We start from the raw sequence: 23,441 nt of genomic DNA, 5'->3' as shown, positions 1-23,441 counted from the left end.
ATCGGGCCGGGCACGTTGTTGGGTATCTGAGGGTACGGCCGTAAGGCAGCCTTCTGATCCGGTCCCAGTGAACTCGCCTGTACAGGGTGGGGTGGTGGGTGGCTGGTCGTTGTTTGAGAACTGCACAGTGGACGCGAGCATCTGTGGCCAAGTTTTTAAGGGCGCACGGTGGATGCCTTGGCACCAGGAACCGATGAAGGACGTGGGAGGCCACGATAGTCCCCGGGGAGCTGTCAACCAAGCTTTGATCCGGGGGTTTCCGAATGGGGAAACCCGGCAGTCGTCATGGGCTGTCACCCGCTGCTGAACACATAGGCAGTGTGGAGGGAACGAGGGGAAGTGAAACATCTCAGTACCCTCAGGAAGAGAAAACAACCGTGATTCCGGGAGTAGTGGCGAGCGAAACTGGATGAGGCCAAACCGTATGCGTGTGATACCCGGCAGGGGTTGCGCATGCGGGGTTGTGGGAGTTCTCTTTCATAGTCTGCCGGCTGTGAGACGAGTCAGAAACCGTTGGTGTAGGCGAAGGACATGCGAAAGGTCCGGCGTAGAGGGTAAGACCCCCGTAGCTGAAACATCAACGGCTCGTTTGAGAATCACCCAAGTAGCACGGGGCCCGAGAAATCCCGTGTGAATCTGGCGGGACCACCCGCTAAGCCTAAATATTCCCTGGTGACCGATAGCGGATAGTACCGTGAGGGAATGGTGAAAAGTACCGCGGGAGCGGAGTGAAATAGTACCTGAAACCGTGTGCCTACAAGCCGTGGGAGCGTCGCGCATCGAGCTTGCTCGGTGCGTCGTGACTGCGTGCCTTTTGAAGAATGAGCCTGCGAGTTAGCGGTGTGTAGCGAGGTTAACCCGTGTGGGGAAGCCGTAGCGAAAGCGAGTCCGAACAGGGCGTTTGAGTTGCACGCTCTAGACCCGAAGCGGAGTGATCTAGCCATGGGCAGGTTGAAGCGGAGGTAAGACTTCGTGGAGGACCGAACCCACCAGGGTTGAAAACCTGGGGGATGACCTGTGGTTAGGGGTGAAAGGCCAATCAAACTCCGTGATAGCTGGTTCTCCCCGAAATGCATTTAGGTGCAGCGTCGTGTGTTTCTTGCCGGAGGTAGAGCACTGGATAGGCGATGGGCCCTACCGGGTTACTGACCTTAGCCAAACTCCGAATGCCGGTAAGTGAGAGCGCGGCAGTGAGACTGTGGGGGATAAGCTCCATGGTCGAGAGGGAAACAGCCCAGAGCATCGACTAAGGCCCCTAAGCGTACGCTAAGTGGGAAAGGATGTGGAGTCGCAGAGACAACCAGGAGGTTGGCTTAGAAGCAGCCACCCTTGAAAGAGTGCGTAATAGCTCACTGGTCAAGTGATTCCGCGCCGACAATGTAGCGGGGCTCAAGCGTACCGCCGAAGTCGTGTCATTCATACACATATCCCCAACGGGAGTATGGATGGGTAGGGGAGCGTCGTGTGCCGGGTGAAGCAGCCGCGGAAGCGAGTTGTGGACGGTTCACGAGTGAGAATGCAGGCATGAGTAGCGATACACACGTGAGAAACGTGTGCGCCGATTGACTAAGGGTTCCTGGGTCAAGCTGATCTGCCCAGGGTAAGTCGGGACCTAAGGCGAGGCCGACAGGCGTAGTCGATGGACAACCGGTTGATATTCCGGTACCCGCTTTGAAACGCCCAGTACTGAATCAGGCGATGCTAAGTCCGTGAAGCCGGCCCGATCTCTTCGGAGTTGAGGGTAGTGGTGGAGCCGATGAACCAGACTTGTAGTAGGTAAGCGATGGGGTGACGCAGGAAGGTAGTCCAGCCCGGGCGGTGGTTGTCCCGGGGTAAGGGTGTAGGACGCACGGTAGGCAAATCCGTCGTGCATATAAGTCTGAGACCTGATGCCGAGCCGATTGTGGTGAAGTGGATGATCCTATGCTGTCGAGAAAAGCCTCTAGCGAGTTTCATGGCGGCCCGTACCCTAAACCGACTCAGGTGGTCAGGTAGAGAATACCGAGGCGTTCGGGTGAACTATGGTTAAGGAACTCGGCAAAATGCCCCCGTAACTTCGGGAGAAGGGGGGCCATCACTGGTGATCCGATTTACTCGGTGAGCTGGGGGTGGCCGCAGAGACCAGCGAGAAGCGACTGTTTACTAAAAACACAGGTCCGTGCGAAGCCGTAAGGCGATGTATACGGACTGACGCCTGCCCGGTGCTGGAACGTTAAGGGGACCGGTTAGTGCACTTTCGGGTGTGCGAAGCTGAGAACTTAAGCGCCAGTAAACGGCGGTGGTAACTATAACCATCCTAAGGTAGCGAAATTCCTTGTCGGGTAAGTTCCGACCTGCACGAATGGCGTAACGACTTCTCGACTGTCTCAACCATAGGCCCGGTGAAATTGCACTACGAGTAAAGATGCTCGTTTCGCGCAGCAGGACGGAAAGACCCCGGGACCTTTACTATAGTTTGATATTGGTGTTCGGTTCGGCTTGTGTAGGATAGGTGGGAGACTTTGAAGCGGCCACGCCAGTGGTTGTGGAGTCGTCGTTGAAATACCACTCTGGTCGTGCTGGATGTCTAACCTGGGTCCGTGATCCGGATCAGGGACAGTGTCTGATGGGTAGTTTAACTGGGGCGGTTGCCTCCTAAAGAGTAACGGAGGCGCCCAAAGGTTCCCTCAGCCTGGTTGGCAATCAGGTGTTGAGTGTAAGTGCACAAGGGAGCTTGACTGTGAGACCGACGGGTCGAGCAGGGACGAAAGTCGGGACTAGTGATCCGGCAGTGGCTTGTGGAAGCGCTGTCGCTCAACGGATAAAAGGTACCCCGGGGATAACAGGCTGATCTTCCCCAAGAGTCCATATCGACGGGATGGTTTGGCACCTCGATGTCGGCTCGTCGCATCCTGGGGCTGGAGTCGGTCCCAAGGGTTGGGCTGTTCGCCCATTAAAGCGGTACGCGAGCTGGGTTTAGAACGTCGTGAGACAGTTCGGTCCCTATCCGCTGCGCGCGTAGGAATATTGAGAAGGGCTGTCCCTAGTACGAGAGGACCGGGACGGACGAACCTCTGGTGTGCCAGTTGTCCTGCCAAGGGCATGGCTGGTTGGCTACGTTCGGAAAGGATAACCGCTGAAAGCATCTAAGCGGGAAGCCTGCTTCGAGATGAGTATTCCCACCCTCTTGAGGGGTTAAGGCTCCCAGTAGACGACTGGGTTGATAGGCCAGATGTGGAAGCCCTGTAAGGGGTGGAGCTGACTGGTACTAATAGGCCGAGGGCTTGTCCTCAGTTGCTCGCGTCCACTGTGTTAGTTCTGAAATAACGAACGGCCGTGTTTGTTTGCCCGGTGTTGGTTAATTTCATAGTGTTTCGGTGGTCATTGCGTTAGGGAAACGCCCGGTTACATTCCGAACCCGGAAGCTAAGCCTTTCAGCGCCGATGGTACTGCAGGGGGGACCCTGTGGGAGAGTAGGACGCCGCCGAACAATTTTTGTGGGAAAGCCCCGCACCCTTGTGGTGCGGGGCTTTTCTGCGTTCCAGGCCCAGGCGACCGGAACCATAGCGCATCGCGTGGCTTTCAGGCGGGTGTCACCAGGCGGCTGTCGTAGGCCAGGATGACCGCCTGCACCCGGTCTCTGGAACCCGTTTTGGCGAGGATGCGTGTGACGTGCGTCTTCACGGTGGACTCGGCGAGGTGGAAGCGGGCGGCGATCTCCGTGTTGGACCAGCCCTGGCCGATCACCGTCAGGATTTCCCGTTCCCGGTCGGTCAGAGCGGCGATGCGGGGGTCGGACGGAGCCGCGGGGGCGCCGCTTTCGGGTGCGGTCGGCAGGTGGTGGGCGTAGGCGACCAGGAGGCGGCGGGTCAGGGAGGGGGCGACCACGGCGTCGCCGGCGGCGACCGCCCGGATGCCGGAGAGGAGTTCCTCCGGCAGGGCGTCCTTGACCAGAAAGCCGCTGGCTCCGGCGCGGAGACCGTCGTACGCGTACGCGTCGAGGTCGAACGTCGTGACGATGAGGATCCGGGTGCGGGAGCCCGACCTGATGATGCGGCGGGTCGCCTCGATCCCGTCCAGGCCGGGCATCCGGATGTCCATCAGGGCGACGTCCGGCTGGTGGTGGGCGATCAGGTTGACGGCCTCGGTGCCGTTGCCCGCCTCGCCGACGACCGTCATGTCGTCCTGGCTCTCCAGCAGCATGCGGAAGCCGAAGCGCTGCATCGGCTGGTCGTCGGCGATGAGTACGGTCGTCACTGGGGGTGGTCCTCCAGGGGGAGGCGGAGGTGTATGTGCCAGCCGCCGTGGGCCGGCAGGGGCCCGGCTTGGATCGTGCCGTTGTAGAGCGCCGCGCGCTCCCGCATGCCCATGATGCCCTGGGCTGGTGTGGGGGCGGGGGTGTCTTGTGCGTCCGTGCGGGTGTGGGTGCCGGTGCCCGTGTCTGTGATGCGGGCTTCGACGTGTGTGGGTGTGTAGGTGAGGGTCACCGTCGCGGAGAGGGGCGAGTCGGTGGGTGGGGACGCGTGTTTGAGGGTGTTGGTGAGGGACTCCTGGACCACCCGGTAGACGGTGAGTTGGCGGCCCGGGGTGAGGGGGGTGGGGTGGCCGGGTTCGCCGTGGGACTCCAGGTGTACGGGGAGGCCTGCGCGGCGTACGCGTTCGATGAGAGGGGCCAGGTCGTCGAGGGTCGGCTGCGGGGCGCGGTCCGCGTCGGGGTGGTCGTCGCGCAGGACGCCCAGGAGGCGGCGGAGTTCCGAGAGAGCTTGTCTGCTGGTGGTGCCGATCGCCTCCAGGGCCTGGTTGGCGCGCTCCGGGCTCTTGGCGGCCGCGTACGCCCCGCCGTCCGCCAGGCCCGTGATGACGGACAGGTTGTGGCCGATGATGTCGTGCATCTCCCGGGCGATACGGGTGCGTTCGGCGGCCGCGGCGAGACGGGCCTGCTGGTCCCGTTCGTGTTCCAGCCGGTGGGCGCGTTCGACGAGGGCCTCGGTGTAGTCGCGGCGGGTGCGTACCGCGATGCCCAGCAGGGCGACGAAGACGAACCCCCAGAGGTACGAGACCAGTTGCTGGTCCCAGATACCCGGGATACGGGCCGCGCCGGCCGCGACCGGGGCGCAGAGGACGAGCCCGGCGGCCGCGAGCATGCGGAGAGGGAAGCGCAGCGCGATCTGGAAGGCCGGGATCAACTGGAGGAGAGCGGCCTGCACGACGGCTCCGGTCCAGACGTTGAGCAGGGAGACCGGCGCCATCAGCAGGAGTACGGCCATGGGGTGTCTGCGGCGCAGCAGGAGCGGGAGCGAGAAGCACAGGCTCATCAGGAGCACCAGGGACTCGGGTGCCGTCACATCGCGGGCGACCGTTCGCCAGCCGCCGGAGGTGTAGTCGAGGACGGCGGCCACGGTCCAGAACGCGGTCACCACCGCATCCCAGACCAGTGGCCGGCGCCGGTCGAACGCGCGGAGACGGTCCAGGCCGCTGCGGATGGCCCGGGTGAGCGGGGCGGTGTCCGAGCCCGTGCCTGAGCCCGGGCCCGCGCCTGCTGAGAGCTTGGCGTCGGTGGTGGCGAGGTCCGTCACCTGTTCATTCTCCCTGCGGGAGGCCGGGAGGGAAGGGCGGTCAGGCACCGGTCAGGCGTCTCGGTGGCGCAGGGACAGGGCGGCCGCCGCCAGTGTCGCCGCCGCCCACAGGCACAGGGCCAGCAGGGCCGGACCGGGTGCGGCCGTCCCCGGGATCGGGGTGGCGGAGCCGAGAGCTCCGGCCGCCTGGGTGGGGAAGTGGACGAGGGCGCGCTCGACGGTCTCGTACGGGAGCATCCCGAGCACCTCGGGGAGGATCATCACCCCGCCGATGAACGCGCCGATCGCGCCCGGCACGGAACGGAGCAGCGAGCCCAGGCCGAGGGCGATCAGGCTGAGGAGGGTGATGCCGACGGCGTTGCCGGCCAGGGCCCGCAGGACGCCGGGGTCGGTGAGCGATGCTGCCTGGTCGGTGTCGTGGAGGAAGAGCTGGGCCGCGCCGAAGGTGATCAGGGCGGTCGTGGACATCACCGTGAGGACGGTGGCGGTGAAGACCGCCGCCTTCGCCCACAGCACGGGGAGCCGGGTGGGGACTGCGGTGAGCGAGGAGCGGATCATGCCGGTCGCGTACTCGCCGGCCGTGACCAGGATGCCCAGGACGATGACGCAGAGCTGGCCGAGCAGGCTGCCGTACAGGGTCAGGACGACGATGTCGACGTCGGAGTCCCCGCCGCCGGAGGTGTACGTGCCGCCCATGATCAGGCCGACTCCCAGGACCAGCGCGGCCGCTGTCGTCAGGGTGATCCAGGTGGAGCGCAGGGAGCGGAGCTTGTGCCACTCGGAGCGCAGGATGCGGGTGGGGGTGATGCCGTAGGGGGGCGCTTGTCGAGTGGCGGTGGGCGGTGTCGTCGTGGTCATGCTGCGGCTCCGGTGAGGTGGGCGAGGGGCGTGGTGGCCGGCGGCTGCGACCGGTGGTCGGCCGCGTCCTGGGTGAGGTCCATGAAGGCCTGCTCCAACGAGACTGTCTGCGGGGTGAGTTCGTGGAGGGTGATTCCGTGCGCGGCGGCGACGGCGCCGATGTGGGCCGACTCCGTGCCGCGGATGCGGAGTTCGTGGAGAGGGGTGGTGGCGGTGGCTGTGGCGGCCGTGGTGATCTCCACGCCTGGTGCCGCCAAGTGCGCGCGCAGATCGTCCGGTTGTGGGGTGACGACCTTCACGGACGCGCCGCCCGCCTGGCGGACCAGCTCGTCGACCGTCGTGTCGGCGAGGAGGCGGCCCCGGCCGATGACGATCAAGTGGTCGGCGGTGAGGGCCATTTCGCTCATCAGGTGGGAGGAGACGAGGACCGTACGGCCTTCGGCGGCCAGCGACCTGAGCAGGGTGCGGATCCAGAGCACGCCCTCCGGGTCGAGGCCGTTGACCGGTTCGTCCAGGATGACGGAGGCCGGGTCACCGAGGAGTGCGGCGGCGATGCCGAGCCGTTGGCCCATGCCGAGGGAGAAGCCCTTGACCCTTCGGTGGGCGGCATCGGTCAGACCGGCGAGGGCGATGACCTCCTCGACGCGGCGGCGCGGGATGCCGTGGGTGTGGGCGAGGGCGACGAGGTGGTTGCGGGCGGACCGGCCCGGGTGCACGGAGCGGGCCTCCAGCAGGGCGCCGACCTGAGTGAGGGGCGCGCGGTGGGCGGCGTAGGCGCGTCCGCCGATCGTGGACCGGCCGCTGGTCGGCGTATCGAGGCCGAGCAGCATGCGCATCGTGGTGGACTTCCCGGCGCCGTTGGGGCCGAGGAAGCCGGTGACCGTACCGGGGTGGACGGTGAAGTCGAGGTCCTGGACGACGGTTCGGTCGCCGTACCGCTTGGTGAGTCCGTATGCCTTGATCATGCGGTCGACGCTACGGAGCGGGCCCGGGGGCGGTCGTCCGACCGGGGGTGGGAGGTGGGCAGGGGTGTAGTACCGGGGTACGACGGGGCAGCCGGCTGCGGCTCGTCGCTTAGTCGGTTGAGCGGTGTGCGGGCGGCGGGTGAGGATCGGGCCATGGACTATGTGATGCGTTCCGTACGGGCCGAGGAATGGCCGCTGGCCAGGCAGTTGCGGCTGGATGCTTTGCAGGATCCTGCGGCGCCTGTGGCGTTCCTGGACTCGTACGAGGCGGCGGTGGCGCGGCCGGATGCCTTCTGGCGGGACCGTACGGCTGCGGCCGCCGAGGAGGGCGGGGACGTACGGCAGTTCGTCGCGGAGTCGCCCGAGGGGGAGTGGGTGGGCACGGTGACCGTGCTGATCGAGCGCCCGGAGGACGACGTGCGCTTCGGGTTGCCCGCCGATGTGAACCAGGGGCACCTGGTCGGTGTCTTCGTCCGGCCGGAGGTGCGGGGGGCCGGGGTGACGGACGCGCTGTTCCGGGTGGCCGTCGACTGGGCCTGGTCCCTGTCCGCGCCCCGGCTGGAGCGGGTGCACCTGTATGTGCACGAGAACAACCCGCGGGCCGCGGCGTTCTACCGGCGGTTCGGGTTCGTGCCGTCGGGGCAGCGGATGCCGGTCCCGGGGTCTGGGGCGGGTGAGCGGCGTGAGTGGGAGCTGGAGTATGTGATCGAGCGGGGGTAGAGGGGCGGGGGCCGTCCTTGTTCGGTCAGACGGCGCCCGGGGCCGGGGCGTGCAGGTGTTGCTGCCAGCGGGCCCGGCCCTGTTCGCGGGAGCGCAGCAGGGCGATCGTGGGCAGGCCCAGGTCCTGGCCCCTCGCCAGCAGTTCGGGGAGCTGGGGGAGCGGTGCCACGGCGGCCACGTCGTCCAGGACCAGCGTCATTGGTGGGTCGAGCCGACCGTCGGATGACCGTGCGGCCATGCGGCGGCCGTGCTCGACCACGTGTGAGGCGAGCGCGGTGAGGAGGGGCATCGCGCCGGGGCGGGTACGGGGATCCTCGATGGGTTCACCGACCACATAGAGCGTTCCCCCCTCGCGGGCAAAAGATTCCAGCGCGGCCGCATCCGATCGGTTGGCCGTGCAGGCCTCGCGGATGTGCACCGAGGAGAGGGCCGAGAAGGCCCGTACGTTCAACTCCTGCGCGACGTCGCGCCGTTCCGGGTACCCCGTCAGCGCGGACTCCAGCAGCCCGGCGAGACCGGATGCGGCCTTGGGGTGCGTACGGAGGAGGCGTACGGGTTCGTGGGCGGATGCCCCCGAGGCCCAGCGGGCGACCTGGCGGAACGGGCGGCCGTCCACCGCCGCGGCGTGCAGCCAGCACTGGAGGAGGGTCTGCGCGGTGTCGGCCACCGCCGCGTCGAGCCTGGCCTGCGGGCGGACCGGGGCGAGGAGGGCGGCGGCGCGTACGGCGGCGGTGTCGGGGTCCTCGCAGCCGGCGGTGGGCGGCCAGTGGAGGCGGGCCGGGGTGTCGCAGAGGTGGCCGGGGTCGTAGACGAGAACCGGGCCGAGCTTGGCGCGGGCATCCTTCGTCTCGGCCCAGACCGTGGGGTCCGAGGTGACGACCAGGGCGGGGCCCTCGGCGTCCTGGATGGCCTGGACGACGGTGGGGCGCCGGTCGCGGGCGGGGGCGTAGACGAGGAGGGGGGTGCGGGGGGAGGGGAGGGAGAGGGGCGCGGTGGGCGCCTCCGGTGTGCTCTTGGCCAGGGAGGGGGTGGACGGTGGCTGGGGATGGCTGTCGGCGGGGGTGGGGGCCTCGTGGGGTTGGTGGGCCTCTCGGGGCTCGTACCTCTCTTGGGGCTCGTACGTCCCGTATGTCCCGCGCGCCTCGTGCGTCTCCTGCGCCTCGTGAGGTGTCCCGTACAGGCGTTCCTCGCGGCGCCGTTCCCGTACGGCCCGCCATCGGGCCACGGACCCCAGGACGAACACGGTCAGGACCACCAGCACCATCAGCTCGCCGATGAACAGGCCCCAGAACAGGCCGTAGCCGGAGAGCTGGGCGGCGGGCGTGTGGGGCCAGGCGCCGGGGAGGTCCTGGGGGGCGGTGGCCAGTTCGCGCAGGGCGAGGGGGGTCTGGGTGAACGTGACGCCGTCCGGCCAGGAGCCGTGCGTAAGGAGGCCGGCCAGGCCGGTGGCCGTCCAGGCGAGCAGGGTCGCGGCGAACAGGAAGCCGATCAGGCCGACCAGCAGGCCGTCGGGGATGCCGCCGCTGCGGGAGTCCTCGTGGCGGGGGCGGTACCGGTCGCCCCGCTCGGGTACGGGGCCGTGGGCTGCTCGGCGGGCCATGTCAGGCCACCGTGGACCGGGACGAGTCGTCGATGCGCTGCTGGTTCTCGATCCGGGCCGCCCGTTGCTCCGCCTCCAGCTCCGCGGCGCGGATGTCCTCCGGGAGCAGGTCGTCCGACGATCCCTCGGTCATGGCGCGGTCGGTGAAGACGAGGGGGCGTTCGGCTTCGGTGATCAGGTGTTTGACGACCTGTACGTTGCCGTTGACGTCCCAGACGGCGATGCCCGGGGTGAGGGTCGGGATGATCTCGACCGCCCAGCGGGGCAGGCCGATGACCCGGCCGGTGGCGCGTGCCTCGTCGGATTTCTGGGCGTAGATCGTGCGGGTGGAGGCCATCTTGAGGATGGCCGCCGCTTCCTTCGCAGCTGCTCCGTCCACGACGTCGCTGAGGTGGTGGACGACGGCGACGAAGGAGAGGCCGAGCCGGCGTCCGAACTTCAGCAGGCGCTGGAAGAGCTGGGCGACGAAGGGGGAGTTGATGATGTGCCACGCCTCTTCGACCAGGAAGATGCGCTTCTTGCGGTCGGGCCGGATCCAGGTGTGCTCCAGCCAGACGCCGACGATCGCCATCAGGATCGGCATCGCGATCGAGTTGCGGTCGATGTGCGAGAGGTCGAAGACGATGAGGGGCGCGTCCAGGTCGATGCCGACGGTGGTGGGGCCGTCGAACATGCCGCGCAGGTCACCGTCGACGAGCCGGTCCAGGACGAGGGCGACGTCCAGGCCCCAGGCCCGTACATCGTCTATGTCGACGTTCATCGCCTCGGCGGACTCGGGCTTGGGGTGGCGCAGCTGCTCGACGATGTCCATCAGGACCGGCTGGCGTTCGGTGATGGTCGTGGTCACGTAGGCGTGGGCGACCTTCAGCGCGAAGCCGGAACGCTCGTCGAGCCCGTGGCCCATGGCGACTTCGATGATCGTACGGAGGAGGGCGAGCTGGCCGGTGGTGGTGATGGAGGGGTCGAGGGGGTTGAGGCGGATGCCGCCGTTGAGGGCGGCGGTCGGGTCCAGGCGGATGGGGGTTATGCCCAGCTCCTGGGCGATGAGGTTCCATTCGCCGACGCCGTCCTCGCCCTGGGCGTCGAGGACGACGACCTGGCGGTCGCGGAAGCGGAGCTGGCGCAGGACGTACGTCTTCTCCAGCGCCGACTTGCCGTTGCCGGACTCGCCGAGCACGAGCCAGTGGGGGGCGGGGAGCTGCTGCCCGTACAGCTGGAAGGGGTCGTAGATGTAGCCCTTGCCGCTGTATACCTCGCGGCCGATGATCACGCCGGAGTCGCCGAGGCCGGGGGCGGCGGTGGGCAGGTAGACGGCCTGGGCCTGGCCCGTCGACGTACGGACGGGGAGGCGGGTCGTCTCCACCTTGCCGAAGAGGAAGGAGGTGAAGGCATCCGACAATGCGGACAGGGGGTCTCGCATGGCGTGGGTGCCCTCTCTTGTCGGGGGTTTTTCCGGCGGGTTGGGTTCGGTGTGCTGTGCGGGGGCCGCGTCAGCGGCGGATGCCGGTGGCGAACGGGAGCGTGTTCACGAAGGCGCGGTGGTGTTCGCGGTCGCACCACTCCAGCTTGAGATACGACTTGCCGGCCGAGGCGCGGATCGTGCGCTTGTCGCGGGCGAGGGCCTCGGGTGAACGGGACGACACCGTGATGTACCCCACCAGGTTGACTCCGGCCGCGCCGCTGGCGAGATCTTCACCCCGCTGGTCGAGCCGGCCGTGGGCGGCGATGTCGCGGGGGTCGACGGTGCGGTTCATCTTGGCCTGGCGGCTGGCCTCGGCGTCGTCGTTGGTCTTCTCGGTCAGCATGCGTTCGATGGCTACCTCGGTGGGTTCGAGGTCCATGCAGACGGCGACCGTACGGATGACGTCGGGGGTGTGGACGAGGAGCGGGGCGAGGAAGTTGACGCCGACGGGGGTCATCGGCCACTCCTTCACCCAGGCGGTGGCGTGGCACCAGGGGGCGCGGGTGGTGGACTCGCGGGTCTTGGCCTGGAGGAACGTGGGCTCGACCGCGTCCAGTTCAGCCGGCCAGGCGTTGCGCTTGGTCATCGCCTGGATGTGGTCGATGGGGTGGTCGGGGTCGTACATGGAGTGCACGAGGGAGGCCAGGCGGCTCTGGCCGAGCGGCTGGCGTACCCGGATGTCTGCCTCGGCGAGGCGGGCGCAGATGTCGGTGAGCTCGCGGGCCATGACGATGGCGAGTCCGGCGTCGCGGTCGAGCTTGCGGCCGCCGTGGGGGCGGGCGGCGCGGGCGATGGCGGTGGCCTCGGCGGCGAGTTCGCGGCTGTAGTGCATGCAGGCGACGAGGTAGGCGCGGTGCTGCTCGCTGGAGGTGGAGACCATGGACTGGAGCTGGTCGTAGGAGTCCTGGAGCCAGCCGGGGGACGCCTTGTCGCCGCGCTGGGCGACGTCCTTGGCGTGGGCGTCGGGGTCGGCGGGGAGGGTGCGGGCGAGCATCTGGAGGCGGGTGACGAAGCCGTCGCCGTTGGCCACGTGCTTGAGGAGGGTGCCGAACCGGTCGACCAGGGCTTCCTGGTCCTCGCTGTCGCGGAGGCCGACGCCGGGGCCCTCGATCTCGATGGCGGCGGTGACGGTGCGGCGGTCGGCGTGGAGGAGTACGGCGATCTCGTCGGGGCCGAAGGGGGCGGCGAGCCAGCTGATGCGGCCGATGCCGGGGGGCGGGCCGATCTCGACCTCGCGGCCGTCGGCGCTGACGCCGGCCTCCATGGCGCCGGAGCGGTAGGCGGTGCCGCGGCGCAGGGAGCGCTTGAAGCTGCGGTTGATCTCGAACCACTTGTAGAACGTACGGCCCTTGTACGGGACGTACACGATGGCGAGGGCCAGCATCGGGAAGCCCACGAGGCAGACGATGCGGAGGGAGAGGACGGGGACGAGGAGTCCGCTCATCATGCCGAGGAACGCGCCGACGATGATCAGGGCGATCTCGCCGGTCTCGCGGTTCTTGCCGACGATCGCGTTCGGCCGGGCGCGGCCGATGAGATACGTACGGCGGGGCGTCATCGTGTGGGACTGAGTCGTCAACGCCCTCCACCTCCTGTGCTCGAGTTACCTGTGTTGCCTGAGCCGCCTCCCCTGAAGGAGCGGCTGCCGTGGGGGGTGCCGGAGGTGGGGCCGGAGCCGCCGCTGCGGGGCGGGGGTGCGGCGGAGGGGACAGATCCGCCGCCGACCCCGCCCCCGCCGCCACCGGAGGTGCGGGAGCTGTGTGCGGCGACGCCGCCGCTGGCCGGGTTGGAGGGGCGGGCGCCGCCTCCGCCGCCTCCGCTGTTCTGGTCGGTGCGGCCGCTGTGGGTCTTGATGCCCTGGGAGACGAGGGCGGCCGGGGAGCTGATGAGGGCGGCGGCCTGGGCGCCGTCGGTGGCCTGCTTGCGGTTGGTGCGGGCGCCCTGGATCTCGTCGCCGAAGCCGGGGACGAAGCGGTAGATCATGGCGGAGGCGAAGATGGCCAGCAGGATGATGGCGAGGCCGGAGACGACGGCGGAGAAGGCGTCGGGTCCGTCGCCCGCGGAGAGCGCTCCGGCGAGGCCGAGAACGATGACGATGACCGGCTTGACCATGATCACCGCGATCATGATGCCGGCCCAGCGGCGGACGTGGCCCCACATGTTCTTGTCGACGAGACCGGCGTAGACGACGATGCCGAGGAGGGCGCCGACGTAGAGCAGGGCGGCGCGGATGACGAGCTCCAGCCACAGGACGCCGGCCGCGACGATCGAGACGAGCGAGACGACGATCAGCATGATCGGCCCGCCGCCGATGTCGGTGCCCTTCTTGAGGGCCTCGGCGAACGACCCGAAGAAGACGTCGGTCTGGCCGCCGGTGGAGGAGGCGATGACCTCGGTGACGCCGTCGGTGGCGGAGACGATCGTGTAGAGGATCAGCGGCGTGAAGGCCGAGGCGAGGACGGTGAGCCAGAGGAAGCCGACGGCCTCGGAGATCGCGGTGGTGAGGGGGACGCCGCGGATGGCGCGCTTGGTGACGGCGAGGAGCCAGAGGACGAGGGTGAGGATGGTGGAGGCCGCGAAGATGACGGCGTACTGCTGGAGGAACTTGGGGTTGGTGAAGTCGACGTTGGCCGTGGACTCGACGGCCTCGCTGAGCTTGCCGACGATCCAGGCTGCGGCGTCGGCGCAGCCTTGGGCGAGGGAGGTGAGGGGGTCGGCGGGGTTGTCGATGTCGGTCGGGGCGCGCGAGCCGGCGCCTTCGCCGCCTTCGCAGTAGTCCTTGGCGGGGCCGCGAATCAGGTCGCAGGGGTCGCTGGAGGGTTCTGGCGAGGGCGTCGGCGTCGGTGCTGCTGCCGCGCGACCGGCCAGCGCCACGGCAGCCACCTGGAGGCCGGTGAAAACCGCCGCCAGTGACCGGATTCGGGGGGACTGGCTACCGGGCATAGGTGAACCCTCCGAAGCCTTGAACTGCTTCAGCCATCTCCTCGGCAGAGGAGGCGGCTTGGTCTCGGCCGACGGGCACGGGGCCGTCCTTCTGTGTGAAGTCGGTGACCTTCCAATCCCCGCCGACCCACTTCAGCTCGTAGGTGGTGGTGTACCAGCTCTCGGACACAGGGTTCTTCGACCCCTCACCGGCCAGACCGAACAGCGCGGAGTACCAGACGGCCACGGTGGCGGTGTCGCCGAGATACTTTTCGATCTTGGTTCCGACCGGGTTGGCCCGGGAGATGAAGGTCAGACCTTCTGGGGCCTTGCCATCGGGGTTCAGGCCGATGCTGGTGAGGAACGACTCCTGCGAGTAGACCTTGTCGAGATCGTCCATGCGTGCGGCGGCGACATCCGGCGCGTAGATCGCTTCGGAGATTTCGCGACGGCGCTCCTTGTCGAACATCCCGTCCGAGACCAGCGCGACCGAGTAGTTCGCCGCCGCGCTCTGCGCCCCCTGCTCGTCCTGGGCGAAGCCGGAGGCGATGGTTCCGTTCTTGCCCTGGACAGGCTTGGTGCCGGTGGCGGCGGTGGGCGCCGAGCCCGCCGTCCCCGGGTTCTTCGTGCCCGGGGAGGCGTTGTCGTCGTTGCTCGTGCCGCCCCGGTTGGCGAAGGCGATCGCGGCGATGAGGAGGACCACCACGCCGGTGATCGTGACGAGGGAGCGTGAGTTCCGGACGGGCCGGCGGGTGTGGGGATGGCCCGCGTCGCCGTCCGGGAGGCGGGTACGGGTCTGGCGGGTGCCGCCGAGGGTGCTGTACGGGTCGTCCGCGCGCCCGCCCTGGTCCATGCCGCGGTAGTCGTGCTCGTCGCCGGGACTCATGCCGCGTTCGCTCCCTCGGTCGTGTGCGGTTCCGCGCATGACGACGGTAGCTGTGCTGGTTGCCGCGTGAGCGCGGTGGAGTGACTCGACATCAGGGAGACGCAACCTCAGCCGGTGGGCACGACGGACGGATGGTGGGGAGCGGGCGGGGACGGCCCGGTGCGGGCTGGCCGACGGTCGGTCAGACAGCCATTCCGTACACGATGGTGAAGAGAGTGCCCAGGGAGCCGATGATGAAGACCCCGGTCAGGCCCGCCACGATCAGGCCCTTGCCCTGTTCCGCGCTGAACGTGTCGCGCAGCGCCGTCGCCCCGATGCGCTGCTTCGCCGCGCCCCAGATCGCGATGCCGAGGCAGAGCAGGATGGCGATCGCCATCACCACCTCGATCATGATGCGCGCCTCGTTGCCCAGCGTGCCGAACGGCCCCCAGTTGGGAGCGATTCCGCCGATGATGGTGGTGATGTCGCCCTTCTCTGCTGCCAGGATCATGTAAGTCACCGCCCCTGTTGGGTAGTTAGCTGTCCGCGCCCCTGTGGCACGGGTTGCCTTCTATCTTCGCTGATGAAACCGCCCTTGCACGACGCCTTCCCGGTCTCTTTACCCGGATCTCGCACGTTCGACCGACACGGCCGCCCTGACCTGCGGCTCGTCCCGGTATCCACACGCATATGCCTGGTTACTCTGTGTATCACGCGGTGTGACCGCGAGCAACGACGGTGGCCATAGGTTCCTGTTGCGGTTGCAGCGTTGGTGGGGCACGGCGTGTTCGTATGCGCCGTTCGAGGGCCGGTGGTGCGCCGGTGAGCCGGGGCGATGCGCCGTCAGGGCGGGTTGTCCGCAGGGGTGGAGGACGCCCCGCGTCCATCGTCCGGATGAATCCCGTGGTCGCCCGGTGTGGCGAGAAGCCCTGTGATCGCGCGGTGCCTGCCCTGACCGTGCCGCCAGGCGGCGCCGGTGGACGGCATGTCGGCCATGCCGCTTTTGGCACAGTGCCGCTCCACGATCGAGGAACGGGGTGAGTGGTGTGAGCGGTGTGGGTGTGCTGGCGCAGCCGGGCGGTGACCGGCCGTGGTGGTGGGTCGAGCCGAGTGGTGGGGCGGATGGTGGCGGTGGTGCTGGTGGCGGCGGTGATCTGAAGCACAGCGATGGGCCGTGGATGCGGGCCGCCGGCGGGGCCGAGGGGCTGGTCGCGCACTTCGGTCCGGTGAAGGCGGAGTTGGGGCGGGCGCACCAGGGCCTGATGGCCGGGGCCGGGGAGCTGTCGGCGCTGGCCGAGCTGGGCACCGTACGGGCCTCGTGGGAGCGGCGGATCGAGACCGCCCGCGACGAGTGCCGGAGCCTGGCCGGGAAGCTGCGGGCGGTGACCGCCACTCAGTCCGAGGTGAACGAAGCCGTGAAGGGGGCGTTTGATGGGGTGAGGGTGGCGGGTCCAGGTCCGGGCTCGGGGCCGGGTCTGGGGCCTGGGGCGGGAGCAGGAGCAGGGCCGGGCGCAGCCTCGGGTGAGAAGTCGTGAGCGGGCCGGGTGGGCTGAGCGCGTCGGGGGCGACTCTGACGTGGGCGAAGTTGCGTGAGGTGAAGTGCGCCGAGTTGGAGGAGGCGGCCGACGGGTGGGGGCGGGCCGGTAACCGGGCCGATGCCGCCCGGGACCGTATCGACACCCGGCTCGTCGATGATCTGCGCCGGACGCAGAAGGGCGAGGCGGCCCGGGCCGCGGTCAGGCGGTTGCGCCGGCTGTCGATGAACTTCCAGTACATCTATACGGAGTGCGGGCTGCTGCGGACCACGCTGAACAGCCTGGCCCATGAGATGAAGGCCCAGCAGCGCGTTCTTCAGAGGGCGCTCGACGATGCGGCGGCCCTGAAGTTCACGGTGCACCCGGACGGGTCGGTGACGTACCCGGCGGCGGGCGAGGGCCTGGTCGACGGGAAGCCGTTGGCGGGTGGGCGGGCGTCCGGAGTCCCGAACCCGGGGCTGGCCGGCCCCTCCGGGCTTGTCGCCCCCAACCCGAATGCCGCGAAGGCCCAGGACATCGCGGACCGGGTCGCCCAGGCGGTGCGGACAGCGGCGGATGTGGACTGGCGGTACGCGAGGATCCTGCGGGCGCTGAAGGCGGAGGACGGCCTGAGTGTTCCCACCGCGACATGGACGGACGCCGCGGGCGATGCGGCGGCGGTGCGGCAGGCGGCGCACGGGTACCTGGCGCAGGGGATCCCGCACGACGTGTCTCCGGCCGAGCGGAAGGCGTGGTGGGCGGGGCTGACGGACGAACAGCGCGAGGAGTACCTCGCGGTGTACCCGGACCAGATCGGCAACCTGGACGGGATCCCGGCGCTGGTCCGTGACGCGGCGAACCGGGACAACCTCCAGCTGTTGATGGGGAAGCTGGCGGGGCGGGACGACGAGGACGCGGTGACGAAGCTGGCGGCGCTGCGGGAGATCGACCGGCAGTTGCAGGCGGTGCGGGGGCCGGGGGAGCCGCCGATGTATCTGCTCGGGATCGGGGATCAGGGGAATGGGCGGGCGATCGTTTCGTACGGGAACCCGGATACGTCGCGGAATGTGGCGGCGTATGTGCCGGGGCTGAATACGTCGCTGGATGAGGAATTTGCCAGGGGTGATCTCGGGCGGGCGCGCGATCTAGCCATCGCCTCGAATCGCCATGGAGAATCCACTGCTGCCATCACTTGGCTCGGTTATGACGCACCGCAGTCACCGGACGGCCTGGGGTCGCTTGCTGTCGCAGGTAGTGCCAGGGCTGAGGATGGCGGGCGATCTTTCAGTGGGTTCATGGGTGGCCTCGCAGCAACCAACGAGCAGGGGAATCCGCATGTGACAGCCATTGGTCACTCCTACGGTTCACGGACAGTAGGAGCAGCGACGCAACAGGATGGAGGAATTCCCGGCGTCGACGACATTGTGTTCGTCGGAAGCCCGGGGGTGGGCGTTGACAGCGCTGACGATCTGGGGGTGGGCAGGGATCACGTCTTTGTCGGAGCGGCCTCCAACGACATCGTGACCAAGCTGCCGTCTAAGGGCCAGGCGGCTGTGGGTGCGGCCGAGATGCTGTTCGGAGGGCCAGCGGCCGCCTTCGTCGTCGGAGATTTGGCCGATCGAGGAGACGACGACGTCTGGTTCGGTAAGGACCCGGCCAGCGAGTCGTTCGGAGCGAGGAGGTTCGAGGTGGGAAACGGCCCACCTCTGGTCGGACCAGCTGGGCTTTCGGTCGATGCGCACTCTGGGTACTTCGATCCGGCGGTTGATATGACGTCGGTTGAGAACATGGCATTGATTGCCGTTGGTCGTTCTCACAAGATTAAAACGGAAGATCCGCGTTGAAAATTCGAGTTCGAGTGACTTGTGTGGCCTTTCTTGTGGGGGCATTGCTGGTGGGGTGCGGAGAAATGGGGAGTGGGGAATTGAATATGCAGGGTGCTGCGGAACGAGCAGACGGAATCCTCGACAATGTTCTCGTCGAAATTGAACCGAATGTGCGTTGGGTGCACGGGCCGACGACAAGAGGGAAGTGCACGGTGACCCGGAGGAGGACAGTCATGACTGTCATCTCCGCTCAGCGGAGAGGTAGCCTGCTGGGGGTGGTGGACCGATTCTGGCGGAACAGCGGCTACCGCATGACGGCGATCAACAACGACGTGGATGTTCCCGCAATTTACGCGCGGACCGAGGACGGATTCCAAGTGGGTCTGATCGTTGCCGATGAGGGGCAGGTTCACTTCGACGTGCTCAGCCCATGCGTCCGCTATTCCGAGGTGACCGATTCCCTTCGCCAGGCCACCGCGCCGCTCGACCCGGAGGCGGAGTTCATCCCCCGCCCCAACATCCACTCCGACTTCTGGTCGGCGGAGACGCCGGAAGTCGGTGTGACGTCCAGACGCTGACTGGGGCAAGTTGGCTCAACTTGCCTGCTGGGTAAGGGCTTTGAGCCCGGTATTGGGTCTACGGGCCCATGTCCCGTCCCTCGCTCGTGTGGTCGCATACGCGGAGTGACTGAACTGTCGCTGTGCCGCCCACTCACGAGGTAGGGGACTGCCCTTGTCCGGCATACAAGGAAGTGCGGTTTCTGCTGGCGTCGATGTAAGCGCTGCCACCGTCGGGTCGGGCGGGCGGTCCATGCCTCGGTCGTTGCAGGCGGTCCTGATCCTCGTTCAGTTGCAGTTCGTCGCCACGCTTGTGGGCGCGATCAGCGCTCTCTCGCGGGCGTCCTCGGTGGAGGCCCTGGACGGGCATCTGCTCGGGTTACTGCTCTACGCCTCCTTACCCGGCATCAGTGCCTTCGTGCTGTCCCTGTACGTCCGTACCGGCGGCGTCGGCGTCTGGCGTGGGCTCTTCGGCCTGCAGGTGTGGCTCGTCCTGGGGGCGGTTGCTGAGCTGAGCGGTGGGGCCGGGGCGCAAGGGGTCGCGCGGGTGGTGTTGCCCGTGGCGGTTGCCTTGTTGCTTGCGCGGCCTGGGTGTCGGCGGTGGTTCCGGCTCGGGCCGGGGGAACGGGCGGGGCGGCGGTCGTTCAGCCTGGCCCGGATGGTGAGGCTGCCCCGCGACGGCGGGCAGAGCGCCCTGGAGTACCTCGGGCTGGTGCTCGTGGTTGTCGCCCTCGTCGGCGCGATGATGGCCACCGGGATCGGGCAGCAGCTCACCGCGGAGATGCGTGCCGCCATCTGCTCTCTGACCGGGAGCTCGTGCCCTGCGGCGGGAAGTGACGTCATCGCCGGGCCGGGGGGAGGCAGCGGATCCGGCGATGAGGGTGGCGGTGCTGAGGGCTCCGGTGGTGATTCCGGGCGGGTCTCCGGTGGCGAGACCAGCTCCGGTGGTGATTCCGGGGGAGCCTCCGGTGCGAGCTCAGGCGGCGGCGGTGCGGGTGGTGGGGAGGGTGCCTCCCCGGGGACGGAGACCTCCACCTTCCCCGGCGTCGACGCGGGTAGATCCGGCGGATCGGGCGGAGCCGGTGGAGCCGGTGGAGCCGGTCGGTCCTCCGGCCCCCGGACCAGCCCCACCTTTCTCGACGGGTTCCTCGGTGATGGGCTCGGCCAGGATCTCCGCGGCGTCGCCGACGCCGTCCTCCGCCCCGGTGAGAGCGGGCGCCGCATCGTCGAGCAGTGGGAGCGGGATTCCCGGGGCGCGCGTGACAAGTGGGGGCGCGGCGACCACATCGGTGCCGCGTGGGAGTGGAACAGGGCCGTCGGTGGCGGCGGTGCCGCGCTCGGGCTCGCCGGGGCCGGGGCGCGGGTCGATCAGCAGGTGCGGGAGGACGAGCGGCGGTACCTCGACGCGCGGATCCCGCAGAACGCCACCCCGCAGCAGCGCAAGGCCTGGTGGGCCGGGCTCTCCCCCGAGCGGCGTGAGCGGTACATCGAGCTCATCCCCGAGCGGATCGGGAACCTCGACGGCATCCCCGTCGCCGCCCGCGACGCCGCCAACCGGAGGAACCTTCCCGAGCTCATCCGGAAGCTGGAGGGCACCGACACCGACAAGGCCCGTAAGCAGCTCGCCGGGCTCCGGGAGATCGACCGGCAGCTCAAGGAGAACGGGCAGCCGCCCATGTTCCTCATCGGGATCGGTGACGAGGGGAACGGGCGCGCCATCGTGTCGTTCGGGAATCCGGACGCGTCCCGGCATGTGTCGGCGTACGTCCCGGGGCTCAACACCTCCCTCGACGAGGAGTTCGCCAAGAACGACCTCGGGCGCGCCCGTGACACCGCCATCGGCGCCCAGGGGTACGACGAGTCCACCGCCTCCATCGTCTGGCTCGGCTACGACGCCCCGCAGCTGCCGGACGGTGACGGGGTCGCCGGGTACTTCGCCGTCATGGGGACGGCCCGGGCCGAGAAGGGCGGCCTGGCCTACCGCGAGTTCATGGGCGGGATCGCCGCGACCAACGGGAACGCAGACCCTCATCTGACCGCCATCGGGCATTCCTACGGGTCCCGGACGGTCGGTGCCGCGGCCGCCGTGCCGGGCGGGATACCCGGCGTCGACGACATCATCCTCGTCGGCAGTCCGGGGGTCGGGGTCGACCATGCCGTGGACCTCGGCGTCGGCAGCCGGCACGTCTTCGTCGGGGCCGCCGCCAACGACCCGGTGACCAAGCTGCCGTCGAAGGCCCAAGTCGTGGTGGGCGGGGTCGGGCTCGTCGTGGGCGGGCCCGGTGGGGCCTATCTCGCGGGGGATCTCGCCGATCCGGGCGACGACGACCTCTGGTTCGGGAAGGATCCGGCGAGCAAGGCGTTCGGGGCGCGGCGCTTCCCGGTGGCCGACGGGCCGCCTCTGGTCGGCGGGGGCGGAGTGAACCTGGACGCGCACGCGAACTACTTCAGCCCCGAACGCGACGCCGTCTCCGCGGACAGCATCGCCCTGATCGTGTCGGGGAACGCCGACCGGCTCAAGATGGAGGAACCGAAGTGAGAGCGACCGAAGTGAGAGCAACCGAGGTGAGGCGGACAGCAGCGGCCGTTCCGGGGGCCCTTGTTCTGGCCTTCGTGCTCGCCCTCTCCGGTTGCGGGAACGAGGACACCACGAGTGGAAGCAGCAGTAGGAGCGGAAGCGGGCGTATGGATATGCAGGAAGCCGCCGAGCGGTCCGATGCCATGCTGGATGCCGTCCTGAAGGCCGTCGACCCGGACCTTCAGTGGGCCCATGGGCCCACCACCACCCGGGCCTGTGGCGTGACCCGGCGGCGGGCCGTCATGACCGTCGTCTCCGCCGACCGGCGCCAGACCTTCCTGGACCGGGCGGAGGCCTTCTGGCGGAAGAGCGACTACCGGATCAAGGCCGTCAACAAGGACGAGGTGTTCCCCGCCGTCTACGCCGTCACGGAGGCGGGGTTCGGTGTGAGCGTCTCCTTCCGGGGGAAGGGGCAGGCCTTCCTGGAGGCGGACAGCCCCTGTGTGAAGGAGTCGAAGGTGGCCCCTCCCACCGCCGAGCCGAACGGGCCCTCGTACGAGGGGGTCTATCCGTTGCCCCGGCCCCAGGTGCGGTCCGGTTTCTGGTCCGGAAGCAGCAACTGAGGCGCTGTCACTTGCGGTGCTGCTGAGCCGTCACCGCCCCTCTGTGCTCCGGGTGCGCCGGTGGTGTGCCGCGGATGACTCGTACACACCGTCGAAAACACCCCGGAACCGTTCCCCGATGGGGGATGGTTGAGGGGTGCGGAAATTCTGGGTCTTCGGTGGCATCGGCGTGGGCATGGCGGCGGCCTTCATGGCGCTGCTCCTCGTCGGTACGTACTCGGCCGCCGCCGGTCTCGCGGGGGCGGGCGGGGGCGGGGCCGTCGCGCTCGCCAAGGGGGCGGTGCCGGCGCGGTTCCAGTCGTTGGTGCAGAAGTGGGGCAACCTCTGTCCCGCCATCAACCCGGCCTTGTTGGCGGCGCAGTTGTACCAGGAGAGCGGCTGGAATCCGAGGGCGCAGAGCCCTGCCGCCGCGCAGGGCATCGCGCAGTTCATCCCCGGCACCTGGGCCACGCACGGCATCGACGGCAACGGTGACGGCAAGCGGGACGTGTGGGACCCGGCCGACGCGATCCCCTCGGCCGCTTCGTACGACTGTGAGATCGCCGGGTATGTGAAGAAGGTGCCGGGCGACCCGACGAACAACATGCTCGCCGCGTACAACGCCGGTGCCTACGCGGTGATCAAGTACGGCGGTGTGCCTCCTTATAAGGAGACGCAGAACTACGTAAAGATCATCCGCTCGCTGGAGAAGAGCTTCGCCCGGCCCGTCGGCCGTGTCGCACCCTCCCGGCAGGCGGCCGGGGCCATCTACTTCGCGCAGAAGAAGCTCGGTACGCCGTATCTGTGGGGCGGCAACGGGACGCCGGAGCAGCAGGGGCGGTTCGACTGTTCCGGGCTGACCCAGGCCGCGTACCGGACGGTGGGCATTGAGCTGCCGCGCGTTGCCAACGACCAGTACAACGCGGGACCGCATCCCTCGCGGGACGAGCTGCTCCCGGGGGATCTGGTGTTCTTCTCCGACGATCTGACCAATTCGCGGGCTATTCGGCATGTGGGGCTGTATGTCGGCGGCGGGTACATGATCAACGCCCCCTTCACGGGAGCGGTCATCCGGTTCGACAAGATCGATACGCCGGACTACTTCGGTGCGACCCGCGTCACCAAGGACGGTGCCGCCGCTCTGCCGACGGATCTGCCGCAGGGGTGAGCCATCTCTCCTCGACCCGAACACGGCCCGGTGGAGCTGACGGTGGGTCGGCCGTGGCCGGAACTCTCCGTGAAGCCTGGGCCCTGAGCTGCGACGACCAATCACTCTTCGATAACGTCATGGTGATCATTCGGTGGAGAGTGGAACGCGGGCGGGCACCGGGCCGTTCCCTGGACAGGGAACGGGCAGGAACAGCGGACAGCATGCGCACTGACCATGCGTGCGCGGAGCGGGACCACACCGAATCGCGGGGGTTCGACCACGGTGGCGCGCATGGACGCGCGTCGCCACAGAAGAAGCAGACAAGGC

The 23,441-nt window shown here is 68.3% G+C and carries 17 protein-coding genes and 2 rRNA genes; 9 read left to right on the top strand and 10 right to left on the bottom strand.

Annotated elements, in window-relative coordinates:
* Window positions 1-145: 145 nt before the first annotated feature.
* Window positions 146-3,271: ribosomal RNA gene (locus tag R2B67_RS16575) — 23S ribosomal RNA — on the top strand.
* 81 nt (window positions 3,272-3,352) lie between these two features.
* A 5S ribosomal RNA gene (rrf, locus tag R2B67_RS16570) occupies window positions 3,353-3,469 on the top strand.
* A 92-nt stretch (window positions 3,470-3,561) separates the two neighbouring features.
* Here rrf and R2B67_RS16565 read toward each other — a convergent pair.
* From R2B67_RS16565 to R2B67_RS16550, 4 genes are read right to left on the bottom strand one after another with little or no spacing between them, the layout of a single operon-like run.
* Complete coding sequence (locus R2B67_RS16565) at window positions 3,562-4,236, bottom strand: response regulator (protein WP_317819109.1); 675 nt, start codon at window positions 4,234-4,236, stop codon at window positions 3,562-3,564.
* Complete coding sequence (locus R2B67_RS16560) at window positions 4,233-5,555, bottom strand: sensor histidine kinase (RefSeq protein ID WP_317819107.1); 1,323 nt, start codon at window positions 5,553-5,555, stop codon at window positions 4,233-4,235. Before R2B67_RS16560 ends, R2B67_RS16565 begins: the two co-directional genes overlap by 4 nt.
* A gap of 51 nt (window positions 5,556-5,606) precedes the next feature.
* Complete coding sequence (locus tag R2B67_RS16555) at window positions 5,607-6,413, bottom strand: ABC transporter permease (protein ID WP_317819106.1); 807 nt, start codon at window positions 6,411-6,413, stop codon at window positions 5,607-5,609.
* Window positions 6,410-7,378: an ABC transporter ATP-binding protein gene (locus tag R2B67_RS16550; RefSeq protein WP_317819105.1), complete on the bottom strand. Its 969-nt coding sequence runs from the start codon at window positions 7,376-7,378 to the stop codon at window positions 6,410-6,412. Before R2B67_RS16550 ends, R2B67_RS16555 begins: the two co-directional genes overlap by 4 nt.
* Before the next feature lie 153 nt (window positions 7,379-7,531).
* Between R2B67_RS16550 and R2B67_RS16545 the strand changes: the two genes are divergently transcribed.
* Entirely contained in the window at window positions 7,532-8,098 is a 567-nt protein-coding gene (locus tag R2B67_RS16545) for a GNAT family N-acetyltransferase (RefSeq protein WP_317819103.1), read from the top strand.
* A gap of 25 nt (window positions 8,099-8,123) precedes the next feature.
* Here the strand turns inward: R2B67_RS16545 and R2B67_RS16540 are convergent, their stop codons facing one another.
* The 6 genes from R2B67_RS16540 to R2B67_RS16515 form a co-directional block, all read right to left on the bottom strand.
* Window positions 8,124-9,698, bottom strand: coding sequence for a type VI secretion protein (locus tag R2B67_RS16540; protein ID WP_317819101.1), 1,575 nt, complete (start codon window positions 9,696-9,698; stop codon window positions 8,124-8,126).
* 1 nt (window position 9,699) lies between these two features.
* Window positions 9,700-11,118: an ATP-binding protein gene (locus R2B67_RS16535; RefSeq protein WP_237327057.1), complete on the bottom strand. Its 1,419-nt coding sequence runs from the start codon at window positions 11,116-11,118 to the stop codon at window positions 9,700-9,702.
* A 70-nt stretch (window positions 11,119-11,188) separates the two neighbouring features.
* A complete protein-coding gene (locus R2B67_RS16530; RefSeq protein ID WP_109978777.1) occupies window positions 11,189-12,739 on the bottom strand; it encodes an SCO6880 family protein in 1,551 nt (516 codons plus the stop codon).
* Window positions 12,736-14,103: a hypothetical protein gene (locus R2B67_RS16525; RefSeq protein WP_317819098.1), complete on the bottom strand. Its 1,368-nt coding sequence runs from the start codon at window positions 14,101-14,103 to the stop codon at window positions 12,736-12,738. Before R2B67_RS16525 ends, R2B67_RS16530 begins: the two co-directional genes overlap by 4 nt.
* Entirely contained in the window at window positions 14,093-14,968 is an 876-nt protein-coding gene (locus R2B67_RS16520) for a DUF8175 domain-containg protein (protein WP_317819097.1), read from the bottom strand. Before R2B67_RS16520 ends, R2B67_RS16525 begins: the two co-directional genes overlap by 11 nt.
* Before the next feature lie 181 nt (window positions 14,969-15,149).
* Entirely contained in the window at window positions 15,150-15,458 is a 309-nt protein-coding gene (locus R2B67_RS16515) for a DUF8827 family protein (RefSeq protein ID WP_015610155.1), read from the bottom strand.
* A gap of 535 nt (window positions 15,459-15,993) precedes the next feature.
* On the opposite strand from R2B67_RS16515, the gene R2B67_RS16510 reads away from it, so the two are divergent.
* From R2B67_RS16510 to R2B67_RS16485, 6 genes are all read left to right on the top strand, one after another.
* Window positions 15,994-16,482: a hypothetical protein gene (locus R2B67_RS16510; RefSeq protein ID WP_317819096.1), complete on the top strand. Its 489-nt coding sequence runs from the start codon at window positions 15,994-15,996 to the stop codon at window positions 16,480-16,482.
* Window positions 16,479-18,305 carry an alpha/beta hydrolase gene (locus R2B67_RS16505; RefSeq protein ID WP_381074934.1) on the top strand — a complete coding sequence of 609 codons (1,827 nt, stop codon included), beginning with the start codon at window positions 16,479-16,481 and terminating at the stop codon, window positions 18,303-18,305. The genes R2B67_RS16510 and R2B67_RS16505 overlap by 4 nt, the downstream gene beginning before the upstream one ends.
* Window positions 18,306-18,520: 215 nt before the next feature.
* Window positions 18,521-18,865 carry a hypothetical protein gene (locus R2B67_RS16500; protein WP_317819095.1) on the top strand — a complete coding sequence of 115 codons (345 nt, stop codon included), beginning with the start codon at window positions 18,521-18,523 and terminating at the stop codon, window positions 18,863-18,865.
* Window positions 18,866-19,097: 232 nt separating this feature from the next.
* Window positions 19,098-21,383: an alpha/beta hydrolase gene (locus R2B67_RS16495; protein WP_317819094.1), complete on the top strand. Its 2,286-nt coding sequence runs from the start codon at window positions 19,098-19,100 to the stop codon at window positions 21,381-21,383.
* 26 nt (window positions 21,384-21,409) lie between these two features.
* Complete coding sequence (locus R2B67_RS16490; protein ID WP_317819092.1) at window positions 21,410-21,985, top strand: hypothetical protein; 576 nt, start codon at window positions 21,410-21,412, stop codon at window positions 21,983-21,985.
* 175 nt (window positions 21,986-22,160) lie between these two features.
* On the top strand, window positions 22,161-23,132 hold the full coding sequence (locus R2B67_RS16485; protein ID WP_051104612.1) for a C40 family peptidase: 972 nt from the start codon (window positions 22,161-22,163) through the stop codon (window positions 23,130-23,132).
* Window positions 23,133-23,441: the final 309 nt, after the last annotated feature.

Origin of the sequence: Streptomyces cyaneofuscatus (assembly GCF_033109485.1) — a bacterium.
GTDB lineage: Bacteria > Actinomycetota > Actinomycetes > Streptomycetales > Streptomycetaceae > Streptomyces > Streptomyces cyaneofuscatus.
Note: the sequence above shows the minus strand (reverse complement) of the source record. Positions and strands in the feature narration are given on the sequence as shown.

Excerpts from the sequence above, each read along its gene's own strand:
- R2B67_RS16555 (WP_317819106.1), bottom strand. The coding sequence starts at position 6,413 with ATGACCACGACGACACCGCCCACCGCCACTCGACAAGCGCCCCCCTAC.
- R2B67_RS16525 (WP_317819098.1), bottom strand. The coding sequence starts at position 14,103 with ATGCCCGGTAGCCAGTCCCCCCGAATCCGGTCACTGGCGGCGGTTTTC.
- R2B67_RS16535 (WP_237327057.1), bottom strand. The coding sequence starts at position 11,118 with ATGCGAGACCCCCTGTCCGCATTGTCGGATGCCTTCACCTCCTTCCTC.
- R2B67_RS16495 (WP_317819094.1), top strand. The coding sequence starts at position 19,098 with ATGCCTCGGTCGTTGCAGGCGGTCCTGATCCTCGTTCAGTTGCAGTTC.
- R2B67_RS16500 (WP_317819095.1), top strand. The coding sequence starts at position 18,521 with ATGACTGTCATCTCCGCTCAGCGGAGAGGTAGCCTGCTGGGGGTGGTG.
- R2B67_RS16545 (WP_317819103.1), top strand. The coding sequence starts at position 7,532 with ATGGACTATGTGATGCGTTCCGTACGGGCCGAGGAATGGCCGCTGGCC.
- R2B67_RS16540 (WP_317819101.1), bottom strand. The coding sequence starts at position 9,698 with ATGGCCCGCCGAGCAGCCCACGGCCCCGTACCCGAGCGGGGCGACCGG.
- R2B67_RS16485 (WP_051104612.1), top strand. The coding sequence starts at position 22,161 with ATGGCGGCGGCCTTCATGGCGCTGCTCCTCGTCGGTACGTACTCGGCC.
- R2B67_RS16550 (WP_317819105.1), bottom strand. The coding sequence starts at position 7,378 with ATGATCAAGGCATACGGACTCACCAAGCGGTACGGCGACCGAACCGTC.
- R2B67_RS16520 (WP_317819097.1), bottom strand. The coding sequence starts at position 14,968 with ATGAGTCCCGGCGACGAGCACGACTACCGCGGCATGGACCAGGGCGGG.
- R2B67_RS16515 (WP_015610155.1), bottom strand. The coding sequence starts at position 15,458 with ATGATCCTGGCAGCAGAGAAGGGCGACATCACCACCATCATCGGCGGA.